The 21842-nt window shown below is 35.6% G+C and carries 15 protein-coding genes; 8 read left to right on the forward strand and 7 right to left on the reverse strand.

Translation table 11 applies throughout. The features are described 5' to 3' along the window. Positions 1-141: 141 nt before the first annotated feature. The 5 genes from EV144_RS02190 to EV144_RS02210 all read right to left on the reverse strand — a co-directional run bounded on the left by EV144_RS02190 (position 142) and on the right by EV144_RS02210 (position 9189). Positions 142-1377, reverse strand: coding sequence for an MFS transporter (locus tag EV144_RS02190; protein ID WP_134145741.1), 1236 nt, complete (start codon positions 1375-1377; stop codon positions 142-144). A 280-nt stretch (positions 1378-1657) separates the two neighbouring features. Beyond that, on the reverse strand, positions 1658-2263 hold the full coding sequence (locus EV144_RS02195) for a DNA-3-methyladenine glycosylase (protein WP_134145743.1): 606 nt from the start codon (positions 2261-2263) through the stop codon (positions 1658-1660). An 84-nt stretch (positions 2264-2347) separates the two neighbouring features. Next, positions 2348-3904, reverse strand: a complete 1557-nt coding sequence (locus EV144_RS02200; RefSeq protein WP_134145745.1) for a glycoside hydrolase 43 family protein — start codon at positions 3902-3904, stop codon at positions 2348-2350. Positions 3905-4129: 225 nt separating this feature from the next. Next, positions 4130-6091, reverse strand: a complete 1962-nt coding sequence (locus EV144_RS02205; RefSeq protein ID WP_134145747.1) for a RagB/SusD family nutrient uptake outer membrane protein — start codon at positions 6089-6091, stop codon at positions 4130-4132. 11 nt (positions 6092-6102) lie between these two features. Continuing rightward, the gene (locus tag EV144_RS02210; RefSeq protein ID WP_134145749.1) at positions 6103-9189 is read right to left on the reverse strand and encodes a SusC/RagA family TonB-linked outer membrane protein; all 3087 of its coding nucleotides are present in this window, start codon (positions 9187-9189) and stop codon (positions 6103-6105) included. 857 nt (positions 9190-10046) lie between these two features. Here EV144_RS02210 and EV144_RS02215 point away from each other — a divergent pair. Together EV144_RS02215 and galB are read left to right on the forward strand one after the other, a co-directional pair. After that, positions 10047-12671 (forward strand): glycoside hydrolase family 3 protein, encoded by a 2625-nt coding sequence (locus EV144_RS02215; RefSeq protein WP_134145751.1) that lies wholly within the window; start codon positions 10047-10049, stop codon positions 12669-12671. Between the two features lie 184 nt (positions 12672-12855). Then, complete coding sequence (galB, locus tag EV144_RS02220) at positions 12856-15657, forward strand: beta-galactosidase GalB (protein ID WP_243854598.1); 2802 nt, start codon at positions 12856-12858, stop codon at positions 15655-15657. 191 nt (positions 15658-15848) lie between these two features. On the opposite strand, the gene EV144_RS02225 is transcribed toward galB, so the two are convergent. Then, the gene (locus EV144_RS02225; protein ID WP_134145753.1) at positions 15849-16397 is read right to left on the reverse strand and encodes a TetR/AcrR family transcriptional regulator; all 549 of its coding nucleotides are present in this window, start codon (positions 16395-16397) and stop codon (positions 15849-15851) included. 85 nt (positions 16398-16482) lie between these two features. Beyond that, the gene (locus EV144_RS02230) at positions 16483-17064 is read right to left on the reverse strand and encodes a TetR/AcrR family transcriptional regulator (RefSeq protein ID WP_134145755.1); all 582 of its coding nucleotides are present in this window, start codon (positions 17062-17064) and stop codon (positions 16483-16485) included. Between the two features lie 206 nt (positions 17065-17270). On the opposite strand from EV144_RS02230, the gene EV144_RS24065 reads away from it, so the two are divergent. From EV144_RS24065 to EV144_RS02255, 6 genes are all read left to right on the forward strand, one after another. Next, a complete protein-coding gene (locus EV144_RS24065) occupies positions 17271-17414 on the forward strand; it encodes a hypothetical protein (protein ID WP_166670528.1) in 144 nt (47 codons plus the stop codon). A gap of 595 nt (positions 17415-18009) precedes the next feature. Continuing rightward, the gene (locus EV144_RS02235; protein WP_208326831.1) at positions 18010-18552 is read left to right on the forward strand and encodes a phage tail protein; all 543 of its coding nucleotides are present in this window, start codon (positions 18010-18012) and stop codon (positions 18550-18552) included. 41 nt (positions 18553-18593) lie between these two features. Further along, positions 18594-19136 carry a phage tail protein gene (locus EV144_RS02240; RefSeq protein ID WP_134145759.1) on the forward strand — a complete coding sequence of 181 codons (543 nt, stop codon included), beginning with the start codon at positions 18594-18596 and terminating at the stop codon, positions 19134-19136. A 14-nt stretch (positions 19137-19150) separates the two neighbouring features. Next, on the forward strand, positions 19151-19693 hold the full coding sequence (locus EV144_RS02245; RefSeq protein WP_134145761.1) for a phage tail protein: 543 nt from the start codon (positions 19151-19153) through the stop codon (positions 19691-19693). A gap of 66 nt (positions 19694-19759) precedes the next feature. Continuing rightward, complete coding sequence (locus EV144_RS02250; protein ID WP_134145763.1) at positions 19760-20893, forward strand: hypothetical protein; 1134 nt, start codon at positions 19760-19762, stop codon at positions 20891-20893. After that, positions 20890-21828, forward strand: coding sequence for a formyltransferase family protein (locus EV144_RS02255; protein ID WP_134145765.1), 939 nt, complete (start codon positions 20890-20892; stop codon positions 21826-21828). Before EV144_RS02250 ends, EV144_RS02255 begins: the two co-directional genes overlap by 4 nt. Positions 21829-21842: the final 14 nt, after the last annotated feature.

A 21842-nucleotide genomic window follows, 5' to 3' on the forward strand; every position in this document is an offset into this window, starting at 1 on the left:
GATTTAAACGGATTTTTTTAGATTTATAAAAAATCCGTTTAAATCCGCGTCAAAATATATTTTTTGAATTACATCCAATTAAAAAATATACTTTTAGTTTATAATGATTTCACTAAAAGTATATTCATAAAAAAAGAGCGCTTATAAGCGCTCTTCTTGTTTGGAACTATTAACTGTAATTAAATTTTCTGTTTTAATATTCTTTCTACTCAGATATTCTGATATTAAGACGACAAACAAAGCGCCACCTCCCCAGAGGAGCATCTGAATTGTCGAAAGTCCCCAGCCTCCGAGTTTCCAGCTTAGTAATCCAAAAAAAGTTCCTATTGCGCCACCTATAAAATAGCTGGTCATATAAACGGTATTGAGCCTATTGTGTATTTCTTTTGGAAGACTGTAAACTCTTGCAAAATTGGTAATTTGTGTAGCTTGTACGCCAATATCGAGCAGTAATATGCTAACTGCTAATACAATTACAGAATCTCTTATTACTCTGATCATTACAATACTTACGATAATTAATCCGACAGTTAATAATAAGGATTTAAAAGAACTTCCTTTGTCTGCCAATTTTCCGAAATATGGAGCGATTAATGCGCCTGCAATGGCAACCAAACCGTAAAGACCGATAGTTCCTGAGTCATATTTAAACGGTGCGCCGCTTAGATAAAAAGTAAGCGTTGTCCAAAACGAACAAAAAATTCCGAAAGTAAAAGCACCTAATATTGCAGTTTGTCTTAATATTGAAAATTTAGGAATCAGCGAAAGCGTTGATTTTATTAAGGAGAAATAATTTCCTTTGAAGGTTGATTTTATATCGGGAAGGAATAATTTTAAAATGATAATCGCAAAGAATACCAATCCGGCAGAAAGAATAAAAACATATCTCCATCCTAACAAAGAACCTATTAGACCGCTAATAACACGTGAACCTAAAATTCCGACCAGGATTCCTCCAAATACTTTTCCGACTGTTTTTCCTCTGTCTTTGTCTTCGCTGACAATTGCTGCCATTGGAAGAATAATTTGTGCCGGCGTTGAACAGACTCCGATTAAGAAACTCAGCACGCAAAGCATCGTATAAGAAGTACTTACAGACATTAGCAATAATGCTATACAAAGTAAGCCGCAAAGAATAAGTGTTAGATTTTTTCTTCGAAGTTTATCTCCGAGAGGCAATAGGAAAAACATTCCTAAACCATATCCGAGCTGTGCGAGCATGTACACTTTTCCTATTTTTTCGTCGGTTACATGAGTCGCTTCTGCCATATCTTTTAGAATGGGCTGTGTGTAATGAACGTTGGCAATCAAAATTCCTGCGGCAATAGCCATTACAGGAATTACTATTTTCTTATTTATTTCTGGTTTTGTTTCCATTAGATTTTAAAATTAGTTGCACTATAAAAGCTAGTATTTAACTAACACAAATTTACGGCTGCAGCTATCTACTGGAAATGTCAATAAAGGAGAATGATATGTTTGTTTTTACAACGGAAAATTAAATTCCAATTTTTAAAATTCCAAAGGTTTCAATGTCAATATCAATTGCAAAATTCAATATCAATTACAATATCAAATTTCTAAACTCCAAAATCTATATTCTATGCTCTATATTCTAAAATCTAAAATCAACAATCTAAAATCAACAATCTAAAATCTAAAATTTACTCGGCTTACTCACATATTTATTTCCTTTTACAAAAAAGCGCCACGGAAGAAGGGCATGTTCTTCCGCGTAAGCGATACCTACACGGGGAACTTCGGCTATGTCTTCTGGGTTGTATCGAATGCCTTCATCTTCAATCCAGATTTCTTCGCCGTCCAGATCTTTTTTATTGAATGAAAGTCCGATTCCTAAAGCTTTTGCGGCAGAACCCGGACCAGACGAAATTGCGGGTTTGGTTATGGGCATATTTCTTCTGCGTTCTATGGTTTCTTTTCCAATTAATGGTTCAACAGCTCTTATTAATATGGCGTGTGGTTCGTTTTCTACAGAAGTTACCACGTTAAACATACTGTGGATTCCATAACACAAATAAACATACGAAACACCGCCCTGACTGTACATTACTTCAGTTCGATTAGTTCTGCGGTCGCCGTATGCGTGAGAAGCTTTATCGATAACACCAAAATAAGCTTCGGTTTCTACAATAATTCCGGCAGTGATTTCGCCTTTTACTTCGGTATAAAGCACTTTTCCTAAGAGATCTTTGGCTAAAAAAAGGACATCTTGATTGAGGTAATAAGATAATGGTAATTTCAAACGGACTTTATTTTAATTTTAATGATAAGGCTTCTTTCAAAATTAAAATAAATAATTTTAAATTCCATTAGTTATAAAAGAATTTCAATCGACTCTGAACCAATCAAAATCTACATAACCTCCAACAGCTTTTGTCGTGTAATTAAAAAGGCAGAATTTATTTCCTGTAAAGATTTTCAAACTGAATTTCATTGTCAATTCTTCTCCAAAACGAATAAATTTTTTATTATCAAAACTGTATTCAAAAGTGGCTTTTTGGGTTGAATTTGACACACTGGTTCTCAAATATACAACAGAAGTTTTTATAGGAACTGTGGCGATAACTTTTCCGTTATTTACCATTATAATAGCTTTTTCTCTACCGTTTTGCTGTACTCCAATATAAGCGTACGGATCCTGAAACACGCATAAACCGGCAATATCACCATCTTTCATATTGTCGGTAATTACTTTTGTGACAGCATTTGTGGTACTATTTTGATCGTATTTTATAAAAGATCTTTGGGTTAAAGTATTTAAGGCACTTAAAAAATTAGGAGCTGTTTTTACTGTTTTAAGTCTTAAAAATCCTTTTTTTACTTTTAATGACCATTTTTCATCATCAGGATTATGATTCCAGGCCCATTGCATGCCTAATTTTTCGGTATTAAATTCGTCTGAAACAGGAAGCGATTGTATCGGATACGTTTTTCCAACATTTGGCTTTTTATAAGTAGTAACTGCTTTGCCGTCAATACCAGCAACTGGCCAGTTATCAACCCATTTTACAGGCTGTAAAGATGGAACGCGTCCTAATGGACCAATATCAATAAATAACATTGTCCACCATTCTCCTGTCTGTGTCTGAACCAAAGCGCCTTGATGAATTCCAAAATTTACATTTTTTCGATCGGTTTCATTCAATACAATCTTTTGCTCATACGGCCCCCAAATATTTTTAGATCTTAAAGCAACCTGAAAACCATCTGCCCCGCCATAAGTGGAATATAAATAATAATAGCCATTTAATTTATATACATGAGAACCTTCTAATCCAGGTCTAAGATCTCCGGTATAAACCAATTTATCTTCTCCAACTGCTTTAAAATTAGTGTCTAGTTCGGTAATGTATATTTTATTATAACCATGAGCCACATAAATTTTACCGTCTTCATCAAAAAACAAACCACAGTCATGAAAACCTCTATCCAGTCTTTTGATCTCCCATTCGCCTTCGGGATCTGTGGCTGTGCACAAAAATGCTCCTTCATTGAGGGTATTAAACATTACATAAAATTTGTCTTCGTGATAATTTAATGTTCCTGCCCACTGACCGTGCGCATAACGATTACAACCATCGAGATTGTAACACGGGCTGTAATCCATTCTTTTTATAATATTGGTACAGTATTCCCAATTAACAAGGTCTTTGGATTTAAGTAATGGTACGCCGGGAAAAACAAACATAGTGGTAGAAAGCATGTAATAGGTATCGCCTACTCTTATTACATCTACATCTGGAAAATCAAACGGAATAACAGGATTTGTATAGGTTCCGTTTCCGTTATCACTATTAATATTTTGTGCCGATAAAAAATTGAAGGCTGACAGTACTACTAAAAGACATAGTGCCAGTTTATTTTTGTTTTTTATTGAATGCATAAATACTTATTTAAATTTTTAGAATAATTAGATCTTTTGAAGGAAAGTTTTAGCCACGAATTCACGATTTTTTTTCCTATTGCCGATTTGTCTTTTAATATCGTAAAGTCTTGTCCTTCCTTTATTAAAAGCAAAAAGCCGAAAGTGACTAGCTTTCGACTTTTTGAACTAACTTAAAAAAAACCAACCATTCATTTTAAACAAATGTGTGCATTTTGAATATTTTTAATAACCCGGATTTTGATATTTGGCTTTATCATCTGCCGTGATTTCCATACCATCAAGCTGTGTTGTTGGAATTGGGCGCAGATAATTGGTTGCTGCAATTGTACGCGTAAATGTTTTTACCGTATGATCTTTCCAGTCATTTGGATTTGTTGCTCCAGCTATTGTAAATGCTGCACCGTACTGAATCCATTTTTGTGTACGTGCTAAGTCGTACCAGCGATATCCTTCGCCAAAATATTCACGAGAACGTTCTGCCAAAATATAATCAACCGTAATAACAGCAGGAGTTGCTGCGGTCATAGCTGCGCTGTTGTCTTGTACTTTTGCTACGTTTCCGTTATTATCAAAAGTCCATTTTCCGGCGCGTGCACGAATAACATTTACCAAATCTCTCGCGCTTTTTCCGCCTTGAGTAGTCGCTCCTTTTACCGCTGCTTCTGCCGCAATAAAATACAATTCAGAGAATTTAGCAATCGGGAAAGGACGTGTAGTACTTCCGTTTGGCGATCCTAAACCTGTTCCGTTATCGGTACGATATGGACCTAATTTCCAGTTTCCTGGGTAACAAATTCTAGAGAAAAAACTTGGTTCAATTACAAAATCTGCTCTTCCTGGTAAAACTCCTGCACCTACAGAACTATTAAAAGTGGTGTTTGCATAATTGATACCCGGAGTATCTGTATTTAAGAATGTCAAAACCGGATCACCGTTTTTAATTGGTAAATAATTCGCATTGTATAATGTAGCATTTGTAATTCCTCCTTTTGCCCAGTTACCGCGGTAAACCGTTACAAAAGTTCCGTCGTAACGGGAATCGTTTGTTTTGTCTGCAAAAGTATTTTTAAACACTTCGATTGGCGGTGCAAGCATTGTCCACGGACGACCTAAATGTTGTTCTGCTTCACGTTGTACAGAACTCACCGCTGTCCAGCTTGTAGCGCTAGACGAACTTCTAACTCCCGTATAATTAAATTGTCCGAACCAGCTCGCGAAATAATCGGTACTGAAACCACCGCCGCTGTAACTTAAATCTCCTCCATTATATACTGAACTTGATTCTGTATGATCTGCATATAAAAGCATTTCTTTGTTACGGTCTTTTGTCGCAACATTCACATCATAAAAAGAAGGCTGCAAACCAAAAGAACCCGGATCTGAAATGGCTGTTGCAGCGACATCATACGCTTGTTGATAATACCATGCAGCATTATGTCCGTCAGGATCCACACGCTCTGCAGCCGGATACGTCGGAATACTGTTTGGATTTTCTAACCACCATGCAAAGGTTAAGTAAGCTTTTGCCAAATAAAGTCTTGCCACTGTTTTGGTTACACCACCAGTTACACGTCCCGTAACCGGAAGATCTGCAACTGCTTTTATTAAATCTGGAAAAATCGCTTTACTATATACTTCCGGCACCGTATTACGTACCGAAGAACGCATTGTAGAAGAGTTAAATTTTAATTCTCCTGCTCCTAAATCTAACGGAACACCGCCATAAGTCTGCACCAATAAAAAATAATCAAATGCTCTGAAGAATCTTGCTTCTGCAATTAATGAATTTGGAATTGTTGGAATTTTAGAAGCATTTTCTATAACACCACTTGCTGTATTAATATTTGGAAAAGCATTGTTCCAAACCGCTCCTGTATTACTTGTAGAAGGGTCAATTGTACCAACTCCAGAGAAATCCAGATTTTTGACATTTCCATCAGAATTTTGTCCCCACGTAGATTCGTCGGTCGCAATTTGTCCAACGTTCAAAAAGTAACCGTTGCCGTACATGTAACGTAAATGTCCATACATAGAAGTTACACCTCCCATTACACCTTCTGGAGTTGAAAAATAATCTGGTGTAAAAATAGCACGCGGGGTTTCTTCTAAAATATCCGAGCAACCCACAAGGAACAATGATGCCAAAGCGGTTCCTATATATCTTTTAATTTTTATATGTTTCATCATGATGATTTTTAGAATGTTATATTAAGACCTAAGATCAAATTACGAGATTCTGGTGTATTGTAACCCACAGTCAATAAACGACTTAAGTTTCCAGAATAAGCAACTGCCATATTTGCACCATCGTTTGCGTACGAATTGGTTTCAGGATCCATTCCCGATTGTTTGTGGTAAGGAGAATAAATTACCCACGGATTCTGAACTGTGCAATAAAGTCTAAGTCTTTCCATACCAGCGCTTTTTATCCAGTCTTTATTCAAATTAAATCCAAGTGTAATGGTTTTTAATTTCACATAAGAACCATCAAAATAACCTAAAGTAGAACCATATTTTGGGTTATTACTTTCTGTTGGCCCGCCCGGTAAAGGATATTCAGCACCTGTATTCGTTGGAGTCCAGTAATCAACATCAATTTGTCCTCTACGTCCGTCATTAATATTCAAATATCCGTTAGATCCATAAAGCGTACTATTCAAAAGACCACCGCTTTGTACAAGCCCAACAATACTCAAATCAAAACCTTTGTAAGCGACGCGAGTATTAAAACCACCCTGAAAATCAGGATCAGCATTAAGAACCTGTCTGTCATCAGCACCAATTAATCTAGTTGGCGATCCGTCAGGATTACGAGTTCCGGTATATTCAACCTTAATCATACCCGCTGCTCCGGCTGGCCCTTCATATTGTTTTGCTTCAGCATCAGTCTGGTAGATTCCAACTTTTTTATAATCATAAATTACGTTAAGCGGTTTACCCACAAACCACCAGTTATTTTTGTCCTCTGTAGTTCCAGAAGCAAGAGAAACCAATTTATTTTTATTGCTGTAAATGTTTACACCAGCTTCCCAAGTCCAGCCGTTGTAATTGTTTAAGATCACACCGTTTAAAGAAGCTTCCCAACCTTTATTTTGCGTAGAACCAACGTTTCCAACATAACTGCTAACCCCAGAAGTTACCGGAAGGTTTACACTCAATAATAAATCTTTTGTATCTGTAGTATAATATTCAAAAGTACCGGAAAGACGGCTTTTAAGAATAGAAAAATCCAATCCGTAGTTGGATGTAATAGAATATTCCCATCCTAAATTTGGATTAGGAAGTGTAGAAACATAATATCCTGTAGCATTTGTAGAACCAAAATTATACGGTCTTGTGCTCAAAATACCCAATGTAGCATAAGGCGCAACAGATTGATTAGAAGTTTGTCCGTAACCGCCGCGAAGTTTTAAAGCATCAATCCAGCTTACATCTTGCATAAAAGATTCTTTGCTGATGTTCCAACCAGCAGAAATCGCAGGATAACTGTGCCATTGATTTGAAGGTGCTAATCTTGAAGAAGCGTCTGTACGATACGTAGCGCTAATCATGTAACGGTCTGCATACGAATACATAACACGTGCCATATAAGACATTAAACCGCTTTTTGTATAACCTTGATTGGCATTATTAATTGTAATATCATTGTTATCACCTGTAGAAGTTTGTCCTAAATTAAAGTATTGAAAACTGTCTCCAGCAATATTTCTTCTCGAAATATTAGAGCTGTTAAAAGAAGTTTCCTCTGCAGAATACATTGCCAAAGCACTTACTTTATGTTTTTGAGCAAACGTATGATCGTACATTAAAAGACTTTCGATTGTCCAGCTTGTAGTAAGCGAATTTCCGATTGAAGCCACATTTGGATTGTTTACATTTGAATTAAAAACACCAATTCCTGTGTAAGTTCCAGTATTGGTTGAACGGAAATTTCCCCCAACATTCACACGCGCTTTTAAACCATCAACAGCCGGAATCTTCAATTCTGCATAAGCCGAGTTGTAAGAACCATAAGACTTGCTTCTGTCTGCCCATTTATCCCCAAGATTGTCCATACTTTCTCTGGTATAAACCCAGTTTTCGTCTTGCGGCATTCTCACGGTTCTTTTTAAAGTTCCGTCTGGATTATAAGGATTTGCAATTGGCGACATACTCAAAACACCGTACATCCCTAAACCTGCACCATCTGTAATATTAAAGTTATTGTTGGATGAAAAACCAATTTTAAACTGACCTAATTCCTGATCTAAAGCTGCACGAATAGAATAACGTGTGTATTCTGAACCCGGAATTACAGCTTCGTCTTTATAATAATTCGCACCAAAATTGTAATTTCCTTTTTCGCTTCCGCCAGAAATACCTATATCATGGCTGGTAACAATTCCTGTACGGTAAAATAAATCCTGCCAGTCTGTATTTACATCATCAGCTTCGTCAAGACCGTTTACCAAGTTTTTACCTGCTAACTTACGGAAAGCAACATATTTAGGGCCATCCATCATTGGGTATTTTACCGCTGTTTTGTATCCTGTATAGGCATTATACGAAATCTGCGCTTTCTGTCCTTTTGTTCCTTTATTGCTCGAAACCAAAATAACACCGTTTGCACCACGAGACCCATAAATAGCCGTTGCCGAAGCATCTTTTAAGATATCTATACTTTTGATATCGTCTGGGCTAATGTCTGCCAAAGTCCCCGAAAAAGGTATTCCGTCTAATACAATAAGCGGATCATTTCCTGCAGTAAGCGAGCGCGTACCACGAATACGAATTTGCATTGTAGCTCCCGGTTTTGATGAAGTCTGCGACATTTGAACTCCCGCAACACGCCCTTGTAATGCCTGTGTAACGTTGGCAGAAGGAACTTCTCTTAAAACACTTCCGCTGATAGAAGCCACAGAACCTGTAACCGCTTCTTTACGTTGTGCGCCGTAACCAATTACAACAACCTCTTTTAAGTTGTTAGAATCCTCTTCCATCGTTACATTAAGACGAGTTTGTCCGTTTACAGCAACCTCTTTATTTTTTAAACCTAAAAAGCTAAAAATAAGTACACCGTTTGAAGGTACATTAATAGAATAATTACCATCAAAACTGGTACTTACGCCCGTTTTTGTTCCTTTTAAATTTACGTTCGCACCCGGAATCGGACCATTTGCATCTGATACCGTTCCTGTGACTGTTGTCTGCGCATTCGTCTGGAGAGAAAGCAGCAACATTAAGATCAAAAAACCAAAGCATTTTAGATACTTTGATTGACTTGTAACAAAAAAGTTAGTCATAAAAATTGATTTAAATAATTAAAATTTGGTTTTGGGTTTAGTTAATATTTAAGTCCAGAGAAGAACGAAATATTAAGCAAGTAATAGTTTAGTTGAAACAAATATAGAAAAAAAACAATCGAACGCAATCGGTTGTGTTTATTTTTTTTACGAATACTAAAAAAATAACAACTTATAAAAACATATTTTATATTTATAAACTTAAAAAATTAAACATTTAACATTAGTAGATTTATTTAAAGAGTAAACTTTATCAATTTTAAACTTTTTCTTTCAAAAACATAAATAAATCATAAAAAGAAGAAAATAGTAAAAAGACGATTATTCGATTTTATTTTTTTTGGAAGAATTTAAATCTTAAAATAGAATCTAAACCCAAAATATCAGGAATACAGCACGTTGCAACTACCCCATTTGTACTTTAGAATAAACAGACAAACGGGAAAATAGAAAATTGATAATCTGGAGCAGAAAAACAATCGGTTGCTTCTAAAACCTGATTTTTTCTTATGTTTATAAGAAATTACCAATATAATTTTGAAGTTAAGTAGCTTTGTCAAAGTTTAAAAACTTTGACAAAGCAGAAGTAAAAACTATACATTTAAAATAATTAAACATCTTATTTTCAATTAATAAAACTTTTTTTTTATCTGTTTCAAAAATTGTATAGAATTAGACTTTCATCGCTAATTAAATCGCAAACAATTAACTTATAAATTACAGCAAAACTATTTTTTTGAACCAATTTTTATAAAATCAAATAATTTTTCTTTTCTTTACACAATCGGTTGCAATTTAATTTTAACCAAAAACACTTCGTTTAGATATAGTCCGCTGAAAAAATAAAAATTCACTATATGAAAAGAAAAAATATAGCCCATTCAATTCTATTATTAATTTCCATTTGGTGTTCTGCACAAAATAAAACACCAAAGTTTACCTATCAGGATACCAACCTAAGTTTTGAAGAACGCGTAAACGATTTGGTAAGTCAATTGACATTGGAAGAAAAAGTAGCCCAAATGCTTAACGCTGCTCCGGCGATACCAAGACTCGAAATTCCGGCTTACGATTGGTGGAATGAAACTTTGCACGGCGTGGCAAGAACACCTTTTAAAACCACTGTTTTTCCCCAGGCAATTGCAATGGCGGCCACTTTTGATAAAAATTCTCTTTTTAAAATGGCAGATTATTCGGCACTCGAAGGAAGAGCCATTTATAATAAAGCGGTCGAATCTAACCGAACAAACGAACGTTATTTAGGACTAACTTATTGGACACCAAATATTAATATTTTTCGTGATCCTCGCTGGGGACGCGGACAGGAAACTTACGGCGAAGATCCTTTTCTTACCGCAACTTTGGGAGATTCTTTTGTAAAAGGTTTACAAGGCGATGATCCTAAATACCTAAAAGCGGCAGCTTGTGCCAAACATTATGCCGTACACAGCGGGCCAGAATCGCTGCGTCATACTTTTGATGTTGATGTTACGCCGTACGAACTTTGGGATACTTATCTTCCCGCATTTAGAAAATTAATTACACAATCTAAAGTTGCCGGCGTAATGTGCGCGTACAATGCGTTTAGAACGCAGCCGTGCTGTGCCAGCGACATTTTGATGACGGATATTTTGAGAAACCAATGGAAATTTGACGGTTATGTAACTTCTGACTGCTGGGCTATTGATGATTTCTTTAAAAATCATAAAACGCATCCTGATGCCGAAAGTGCTTCGGCAGATGCGGTTTTTCACGGAACCGATATTGACTGTGGTACAGATGCTTACAAAGCTTTGGTACAAGCCGTTAAAGATGGAAAAATCAGCGAGAAACAAATTGATATTTCTGTAAAACGTCTTTTTATGATTCGATTTAGACTCGGAATGTTTGATCCCGTTTCTATGGTAAAATATGCGCAGACTCCGGCTTCTGTTTTAGAAAGCAGCGAACATCAGGAACACGCCTTAAAAATGGCAAGACAATCGATCATTTTACTTCGAAATGAAAAAAATATCCTGCCTTTAAATAAAAACCTAAAAAAAATCGTAGTACTTGGTCCAAATGCCGATAATGCGATTTCTATTTTAGGAAATTACAACGGAACTCCGAGTAAATTATCTACTGTTTTACAAGGAATTAAAGACAAATTGGGCGCAAATACAGAGGTTGTTTACGAAAAAGCAATCAACTTTACCAACGATACTTTATTGGTGTATCAGAATCTTAAAAACCAATATTCTTACGAAGGAAAACAAGGTTTTAAAGCCGAATATTATAAGAATACAGATTTGTCTGGAACACCAGAAGCAGTAAGAACAGAAGCTGAAATCAATCATTTTTGGCAGGAAGGCGAAGTTGTAGTCAACAACATCAAAGCCAATCATTTTTCTGCACGTTACACCACAAATTTTACAGCTGAACAAGACGGCTCGATTACTTTTGAGCTTAGCGCTGATGATGGCTACCGTTTTTTAATCGATGGAAAAGAAGTCATAAATGCCTGGAAAAAGAACCGCTGGGGAGAAAAAACGTTTAAATTAATTACCAAAAAAAATACGGTTTATAATTTGGTTTTGGAATATTGGCAAGGCGAAGGAAAAGCAAACGTAGCTTTGAATACCGGAAATTTTGAAAAAACGGATTTCAAAAAATTAATAGAACGCAACAAAGATGCCGATGCTTTTATTTATGTTGGCGGTATTTCTCCACAATTAGAAGGCGAAGAAATGCCGGTTAATTTTCCGGGATTCAAAGGTGGCGACCGTACTTCTATCCTAATTCCCGAAGTTCAGACAGCGCTTTTAAAATCATTAAAATCTTCTGGAAAATCAGTCGTTTTTGTAATGATGACGGGAAGCGCAATTGCTATTCCGTGGGAAGCAGAAAACATTCCCGCAATCTTAAACGCTTGGTATGGCGGACAATCGGCCGGAACGGCTGTTGCTGATGTACTTTTTGGCGATTATAATCCGGCAGGAAGACTTCCTGTAACTTTCTATAAAAGTGATGCTGATTTGTCTTCTTTTGTTGATTATAGAATGGACAATAAGACGTATCGCTATTTTACGGGGAAACCGCTGTATGGCTTCGGTTACGGATTGAGTTATACTACTTTTAAATACGATCAGTTAAAAGTTCCTGTAAAAATAAAAAAGGGCGAAGAAGTTTCTGTTTCCGTAAGAATAACTAATTCTGGTAAAACTGAAGGCGAAGAAGTAGCGCAATTGTACATCCTAAATCAGGATTTAGGAATAAAAGCGCCTTTAAAAACGCTAAAAGGATTTGAGCGAATTCATCTAAAATCGGGAGAAAGTAAAACAATCACTTTTACCCTTTCGCCAGAAGACTTATCGTATGTTACCGCAGAAGGCGATTTAAAAGAATTTAACGGAAAAGTCAAACTTGCCATTGGCGGTTGCCAGCCCGACGAAAAAAATCCAATCAAGAACAATATACTAACGCAGATTATCCAAATCGAATAAACTGCTGCTGAAATTATTCAACACATAGAGACATCGATTTTATTTTTATAGAAAAAGTAAATTAAAAGAAACCCGTTTCTCACACATAGTCCCGATCCCGAAATTTCGGGACGGGATGTTTGTATACAAAGTGAAATGCCTTTTTTAAGTTTCAAAAAACTATGTCTCTATGTGTTAAAAATTAATGCAACCATTAAATAATAAACTTCTAATTATGGTGAATCATCATTTACATTACGGTTTCAAAAATCAAAAAAAGACACTATTAAAGCTCTCGGTTTTTCTAATTTTATTACAAACAACTTCCATTTTTGCGCAGTCTATTTCATCCAAAAAAGAATCGAATCGCGAACGTATTTCTATTAATGACGGATGGAAATTTTACAAATACGCTCAAGGCGAAAGTCCCGATAATTTGATTTATGATGTTCGACCGGAAGTCAAAGAAAACATCGACGGAAAAGCCGCGGATGCAAAACCAACCGAAGCTGTAAAAGTAGAAAGTTCACAGCCAACACTAAAACCGTGGATTCTGCCTTCTGGAAATGCTTTTATAAACGATCCAGCCAAAAAACACAAACGTCCAGACGGAAATCCGGGTTCAGACTTTCCATTTGTTCAGGATAATTTTGATGATTCTCGCTGGGAAAATATTACTTTACCTCACGACTGGGCAATTAAAGGTCCATTTTATGCCGAAGAAAATGCCATTATTGGCGGTGGAATGGGCAGATTACCTATTCAGGGCGTAGCTTGGTATAGAAAGAAAATCAACATTCCGCAGTCAGATTCCGGAAAATCTATTTTTCTCGATATCGACGGTGCCATGTCTTATGCAATGGTTTGGGTAAATGGCAGACTTGTTGGTGGCTGGCCAAACGGTTACACTTCGTGGCAGTTAGACATAACTCCGTATCTTAATTTCGGAAAAGACAATCAAATTGCTATTCGTTTAGACAATCCGATAAGTTCTTCGCGATGGTATCCCGGAGCCGGTATTTATCGAAATGTATGGTTAACGAAAACAAATCCTATTTATGTAGCACATTGGGGAACAACAGTTACCACCAAAAATGCAAGCGAAGTAAGTGCTTTGATAGATCTAAAAGTAAAAATTGCCAACAATTCTGATAAAGATGAAAAAGCAGCAATTTCGACAGAAATTTTCTTCTTAAACGAAAAAGGAATAAAAAGCAATAAAGCCGTTTCTGTAATAAATCAGACAACTACTTTAAATTCAAAATCAAACACCCTTATTTCAGGTGAAGCCACAATTGTTAATCCTAAATTATGGGGGCCAGTACCAGAATTTGTTCCAAATCGATACGTGGCAATTACTAAAATAATACTAAAAGATAAAATAATAGATTCTTATGAAACTGTTTTTGGAATTAGAGATATTCAGTTTGATGCCAACAAAGGACTTTTTGTAAACGGAAAACATATTTCGCTGAAAGGCGTAAATCAGCATCACGATTTAGGCGCTTTAGGAGCAGCATTCAATGTAAGAGCAGCAGAACGTCAGCTTGAAATGCTGCAGGAATTAGGTTGTAATTCGGTTAGAATGTCGCATAATCCGCCTGCACCAGAATTATTAGAATTGACCGATAAAATGGGTTTTCTTGTTATTGATGAAATTTTTGATCAATGGGAATTGAAAAAAACGCCACTGGATATGCATTTGATTTTCCCGGAATGGAGCGAACAGGATTTGCGGGCACTTATACGTCGTGACCGTAATCATCCATCGGTTATTGTTTGGAGTTTTGGAAATGAAGTCGGCGAACAATATACCGATGTAAAAGGTGCAGAAGTTGCCAAAAGACTACAGGCAATTATAAAAGAAGAAGATACAACGCGTCCAACAACGTTGTCTATGAATTATGCAAAACCAAATATGCCGCTTCCTGATGTTGTTGATTTAATAAGTCTTAATTATCAAGGCGAAGGAATACGCGATGGCGAAGCTTATGCGGGCTTAAAGGGAATTACAACTTCTCCGTTGTTTCCGTCTTTTCACGAAAAATTCCCTAATAAAATGATTATCAGCAGCGAAAATGCGGCGGCGGTAAGCAGCAGAGGAGAATATTTATTTCCGGTTTATCAAGGAAATAGTTCGCCTATAAAAGAAGGTCAGGGTGGGAATTCAAAAACGCATCATGTGAGTTCTTATGAGTTGTATTCGGTTGATTTTGGCGCTTCTGCGGATAAGGTTTTCGCTTCTATGGAAAAACACCCGTACGTTGCCGGCGGTTTTGTCTGGAGTGGCTGGGATTATCTGGGAGAGCCTACGCCCTATTATTCGTCAAGAAGTTCTTATTTTGGCGTAATTGATTTGGCTGGATTTAAAAAAGACCGCTTTTATTTGTATCAATCGCAATGGAGACCGGATTTACCAATGGCGCATATTTTACCGCACTGGAACTGGTCTGAGCGTGTTGGAGAAATAACGCCAATACATGTTTTTACTTCTGGCGATGAAGCAGAGTTGTTTCTAAACGGCAAATCTCTCGGTAGAAAAAAAATGCAGAAATATGAATATCGCCTTCGTTGGGATGATGTAAAATATACGTCTGGAGAAGTTAAAGTTGTAGCTTATAAAAACGGCAAAAAATGGGCAGAAGACAGCGTAAAAACGACAGCCGAGCCAGATAAAATTGTTCTTACCGCAGATCGTTCTGAAATAAAAGCGGATGGAAATGATTTGTCGTTTGTTACTGTTAAAATAACCGACAAAAACGGACTTGTTATTCCGAATGCCAACAAAATGTTTCAATTTTCGATTGAAGGTGCAGCCGAGATTATCGCAACGGATAACGGCGATCCTACTGATTTAACTTCGTTTGCTTCTTTGCAGCGTAAAAGTTTTAATGGATTGTGTTTAGTAATTATTCGTTCAAAGAAAAATCAGGACGGTAAAATTGTACTTAATGTTACTTCTGAAGGTTTAAAAAGTGGTTCTTTGAATTTGAAAAGCGGCAAATAGTTATGAGTTATGAATTATGAATTATGAATTATGAATTATTTTTACCCCGCTAGCGCGAGCGTCCCGCTCGTGCACACAAAGTATTTTTGTAAACTTATTTTAGGACGAGACGAACTTTACGGGCACGAGCGGGACGCTCGCGCTAACGGATGGACTATGCAAACTCATAACTTATAATTCATAACTTATAACTACCTTACAACGTATTTATTAAAAAATGAGTTTATATAGTTGTTGGCGATTACGGGATCGCTTTTGTATTTTATTAAAAAATAATAAATAAACTTCATGTAGCAATCAGCAGCTTCATTTATGTCTGTGTTGGGAACGAGATAATTTTCTTTTTTTGCTTCTTCTAGTAAAGGGTAAACTATGGTAGTTTTAAAAGTTAAATTGTATTCTTGAATTTTGCTTTTTAATAAAGTGTTCTTTCTTAAATCATAAAAAAACATGCTGTGAAATTCTGAAAGATGATCGAAGGTAATTTGATAAATTTTATGAAGCTTCTCAACTGAAGAATCAGAATTTGACTGAACTGGAGCTAGTTTTGTTTTTAGTTGGTTGTTTATAAAATCTAAAGATTCGCTCAAAATCTGTTCTTTATTGCCGAAAAATGAATGCAGTTTTGCTTTTGATATGCCTACTTTTTTGCTAATCTCATCTATAGTCATTGTGCGTATGCCGTACTTTTTTAAAAGAGCTGCAATTTTACAGGTTACTACTTCTTGTTTTTGTTCCATAACTAAAATATTGTCAATTATATTGAATGTTATAAATCTTGTTTCTTATTTTAACCGAATAAATATTCATTTATAAGGTGAAAAATTAATTACTTATTCCTTTCCACATCATATTAAAGCATTCTTCGATTACTTGTTTTTTTAGAGGAATATATTTTTGCGCCATACCATTTGAAGCTGATCGAATGGAACCAATTATATAACAGATCATTGTAAAAGGAAGTATTTTCACTAAAACGCCTTCTTTTTGTCCTTTATTAATTAATTCATACAATGCGCTGTTTTTGCGTTCAAACTCTTTAATTTGTTTGTCAAAATTGAGTTGTATATAATTCGATTGTATATATTGATCTATAAAAACAGTTTGATTATAATGTCTGAGTCTGTACTTTAAAGTATTCATAAAGATACGTTTAAAAGATATTTTTACAGGAATTGCAATATCAAACCCAGCGTACATTTCTTTGGTAATTTTGTCTTCTACACTAAAAAACGCAGCTTGTATTAATTCTTCTTTGTTTTTGAAATAAGTGTAGATACTGCCAACTCCTATCCCTGCCTCTTTGCTTATAAGTGCGATGTTTATTCCCGCTATGCCTTGAGTTCCGGCAATAGCAAAGACAGCCTCAATTATTCGTTCTTGTTTAATAGGATCTAATGGCTTCATATACAAATATAAGTGAAAATATATTCGCTTAAGCTGTAATTAACGGAATTTTAGCAGGGCTTTTAAAAAGCTAAATTATTTAAGTGACTGCGAATTAAACAAATAAGTTTCAAAATTCTATAACTGTAAACACTTCTTTAAAAGTAATTTAGCTATAATAAATTTTAGAAGAACTCTTTTACTGTAATAATTTAAAATATATCATTATGAATATTTCAAATCAGAAAAACAATATTCCGAGTGCAAGAACATCAAATAAAAAATATGTTGCAAAAACAACCTCATCAAGAACCAATGAAAAAACATTTTCTAATGAGAAAAAATCCATTTCTTCAGAAATTAACCCTTAATTTTTAAACTGATCCTTTATCATTTTTTTATTTTCAAATTAAAATTTTTTTTACTTCTCATATTTCAGCAGATTTTTAATTTCTTATGCTGCTAAATTTTTAATTCCTACCCATTTTTAGAACAAATTGATATAAATTTTATCAAAAATTTATAAGTTTTATCTTGTTATATAGTTAAAGTTTAAATTTTTAAATTCTTACTTTTTTAGAAATTAAAAAGCATTTGTTAAAGGAAAATCAAAATCTTTTTCTTGCACCAAATTCATAATACTATCATAAAAATAGTACAGAAATAAAGGGCTTCACGCGTAAAATTATGCATTCCTATCTCGGCTAAAAAAACAATAAATGCTTGTATAATTAGCAAAATCAACACTTCAAAATTCACCTTTATCTTATTTTACAGAATTGTAGGAAAATAATTAAATAATTAACTTGCATTAAATCAGGTATAAATACCTGATTTTAAAACTGCATTATAATTTAAATTAGCCTTACAAAAATAAGCTATAAACCGATCTTTTTAAAGAATAATTTTTTATCCGCCGATCATTCACTTTTAATAATAACCGTTTAATATTTAAATACAAAAATTATGGAAGGAACAATTGGAGAAATCCGACTGATTGCTGCAAATTTTGCACCCAGAAGCTGGAGCTACTGCAATGGTGCACTACTTCAAATAAGAAGTAATACAGCACTATTTTCTATTTTAGGAACCACTTATGGAGGTAACGGAAGCGTTACTTTTGGTCTGCCGGATCTAAGAGGCCGCACCGTTATAGGTCAAGGTCAAGGTCCTGGTTTGTCTCTCTATATCTTGGGAGAAACAGTTGGTACAAACAGTGTAACACTAAATTCTACAAATATTCCATCTCATGTTCACTTAGCTGCTGGTACTGTTACATTGCCGGCTTATTCTGATGAAGGAGATAAAAATACACCAGCCGGTAACACTTTGGCTGCGAAAGCAACTATGTACACAGCTGAAGCAGGTGATAGTAATTTGAAACCAGCAATATTTACCGGAAATCTTGGACCATCGGGAACAAATGTAACACCTCTAAGTCTTAGCCAGCCTACACTTGGTATGAATTATATTATCTGTCTGACTGGAATTTTTCCTGCTCGCAATTAACCAAAACTAACTATTAAATTAATTTTTAACATATCAATATTATGGAAGGAACTATTGGCGAAATCCGCATTTTTGCGGGAAATTTTCCACCAAGAAGCTGGATGTTTTGTAATGGAAGTTCATTGAGTATCGCAAATTATGAAGCTCTTTATGTTTTAATAGGTACTACATACGGAGGAGATGGCGTGCAAACGTTTAATCTTCCGGATACAAGAAGCCGTGTGCCAATTGGTACAGGACAAGGACCAGGACTCTCTAATATAGTTTTAGGACAGATGGGTGGTACAGAACAAGTAACAATGTCTGTAGGTCAAATGCCTGCACACGTCCATCCTGCTACAGCTAATCCACTAGCTATACCAGCTTATTCTGGCACTGTAACTTCAGGATCAGCAAGTAACGGGGTTCTGGCAGGTTTAGCAGGTGCATATTCATCAGAAACACCAGATGGCTTTTTAGCTACTCAATCAGCATCAGTAACTGTTGCTCCAACAGGTGGGAATGTTCCTTTTGACATAATACAGCCTTCTATGGCAATAAATTATATTATCTGTGTAGAAGGTATTTTTCCAAGTAGAAACTAATTAAAAAACAAATCATGGACGGAACAATGTCAGAAATCCGCTTGTTTGCACCAAACTTTGCACCAAAATACTGGGCAATTTGTGCAGGACAGATTTTAGCAATAAGTACAAATCAAGCTCTATTCAGCCTTTTAGGCACAACCTATGGTGGCAATGGTATAACAACTTTTGCATTACCAGACTTTAGAGGACGTGCTCCTATGGGAACAGGACAACCAGCAGATGGTGTTACCCCATATGTGTTAGGCATGGTAACAGGGTCAAATAATATTACCGCATTAAATCAAAATTTACCGCCTCACACGCATACTGCAACAGGAAATTATTCTATTTCTGCTTATTCAGATGCGGGAGATAAAGGGTCTCCGGCAGGTAATATTTTAGCTGCCTTAGCAGGTCTTTATACCGATCAGACAGCAGATGTTGCTTTAAAACCTGTTACCCCTGTACTAACCGATCAGTCGGCAGGAAACAATCTGCCAATACCGGTGCAGCAGCCTTATTTAGGGCTAAATTATATAATATGTCTTCAGGGAATTTACCCATCACGAAATTAATACCATTTACCCATTAGGAGTTTCTTAATGGGTATTTGTTTTGCTAAAAATATCTTTTAACTGCTTATGAAAATAGCTTTACTCTTAACACGCTCTGTAATTTATCCCAGTATGTCTTTTGATATAATGGATGGTTTTAAATCCTGTTTGAAAAATTTAGGGATAGACGGAGAACATGAAATTACTTCTTCTAATATTGGAGTTGCTGGTAAAAATGAAGAAATTTATATCTGCTGCGAACAATTGTTATTGAATGATACTGATATCATTGCAGCGTATATAAATCCTCTTACGGCAGAATTTATTCAGCCTCTTTTTGAAAGTGCCGGTAAATTATTATTGGTATTAGACAGTGGTTATCATTTTCCAAACTTTCAGGAAAAATTGTCAAATGTCTATTTTATTTCATTAGAAGGAAATCTATGTTCGCGTGCTATTGTAAATAAAGCCATACAAGAAGGTCAAAATAACTTTGCTTTTATCTGTTCGTTTTATGACGCAGGATATCGACCGCCTTATACTTTTGCCACAGCAGCCGAAGATAAAGGAGCCGTAATCAGCTATAATTACGTTACACCTTTGCAACGTGCTGATTTTAGTCTGACACCATTGTCTGAATATCTGGAACAAAATAAAGAAGTATCTCTATTAACTTCTTTTTGTGGTGATATGGCTGATGATTTTTTTAGAGGTGCTGCAAAAGAAAACAGCATCGTTTCAACAAAAACATACGGAAGCGGTTTTACTGCCGAAGAATTTTGGATGAGCAAAATACCTTATCCGGGATATGACTGGAGTTGTGCAATTCCGTGGTCATCAACCTCAGCCATAGAAGAGAACCAAGAGTTTATTACTGTAATGCAGAACATTAAAAAAAAGAAAGCCAATGTTTTTTCTCTTTTAGGATGGGAAGCTGCTTTGTTTGTTGATGCTGCAACAAAAGGATCTTTAGACAATATTTCAGTTAATTCTCCTCGAGGAAAAGTATATATGAATGCTGCTACAGGTTTTTCTGAAGCGCCACTTTATTATGCTACAGTTACAAAAGATGAAGAAACAGGAAACTGTATTTTAGAAAATGTCACTGAGGTAGAAAATCTAAACGAAGAACGTAAACGTTTACACGAACATATTCTTGCCGTACAGCAGGAACCAACATATAATTCATGGTTTAACTCTTATGCCTGTTTAGAATCATGAGCAATACAAAAAACATAGTCGTTTTATGTAATAATCGTATGGCTTTTCCGGCTATACAAACACTTCATGGGATTCATAAATTGCATACTATCGGAGTGGTGGCGGGCAATGAAGATGTGTTTTCTTTTTGCTCTCTTTTTGCAGCTCAGACTGGAATTAATTTAATACTAATTGAAAAAGGAAAACTAAATTCTCAATTAGAAGAATTATTCGAAAATAATACAATCAAATATGTTTTCACGATGACTTTTCCTTGGAAATTGTCTGAAAAATTGATTGAAAAGTATCCTAACCGGTTTTATAATTTTCATTATGGCCTTTTACCGGAAATGCGAGGCTGTGATCCCGTTTTTGAATCGGTACGTCGGCAGCAAAAAGAAACTGGAATTACTGTTCATGCTATTGAAAAAGAAATAGACAAAGGTGCCGTAATACTAAAACGTCTTTTACCTCTGGATGCAACAATAACACACGGAATACTCTGCACTAAATTATCTTATTTGGGTCAGCATATTATTCCTGAATTATTGACTTTACTGGAAAGCAATTCTAAAGCAGTTCTTCAAGATGAAGCAACTGCAAATTATTATAAAAAACCAACTGCTTCTGATGTATGCATCAGCTGGCAGCATCAGGATGCAAATGCTATTGAAGCCTTAATCAGAGCTTGCAATCCTTGGAATAAAGGAGCTTATATCCAATGGAAAGGCTGGAACATTCGCGTTCTGGAAGCTTCAAAAACAAATCACAGTTCTGAAATAAAAGAAATTCCGGGAACAATCTTAAAAATAGATGAAGATATCGGATTGGTTGTACAATGCTATAATGATACTCAGCTTCGTATAAATATTGTTTATACCGATGAAGGGTTTATGAGTGGGCACAAATTGCTCGCTTATGGTTTACAAAAGGGCGAGCAATTTGCCAACTTATAATTTAATTAATTTTT

The organism is Flavobacterium sp. 270, from assembly GCF_004368785.1.
Classification (GTDB): Bacteria; Bacteroidota; Bacteroidia; order Flavobacteriales; family Flavobacteriaceae; genus Flavobacterium.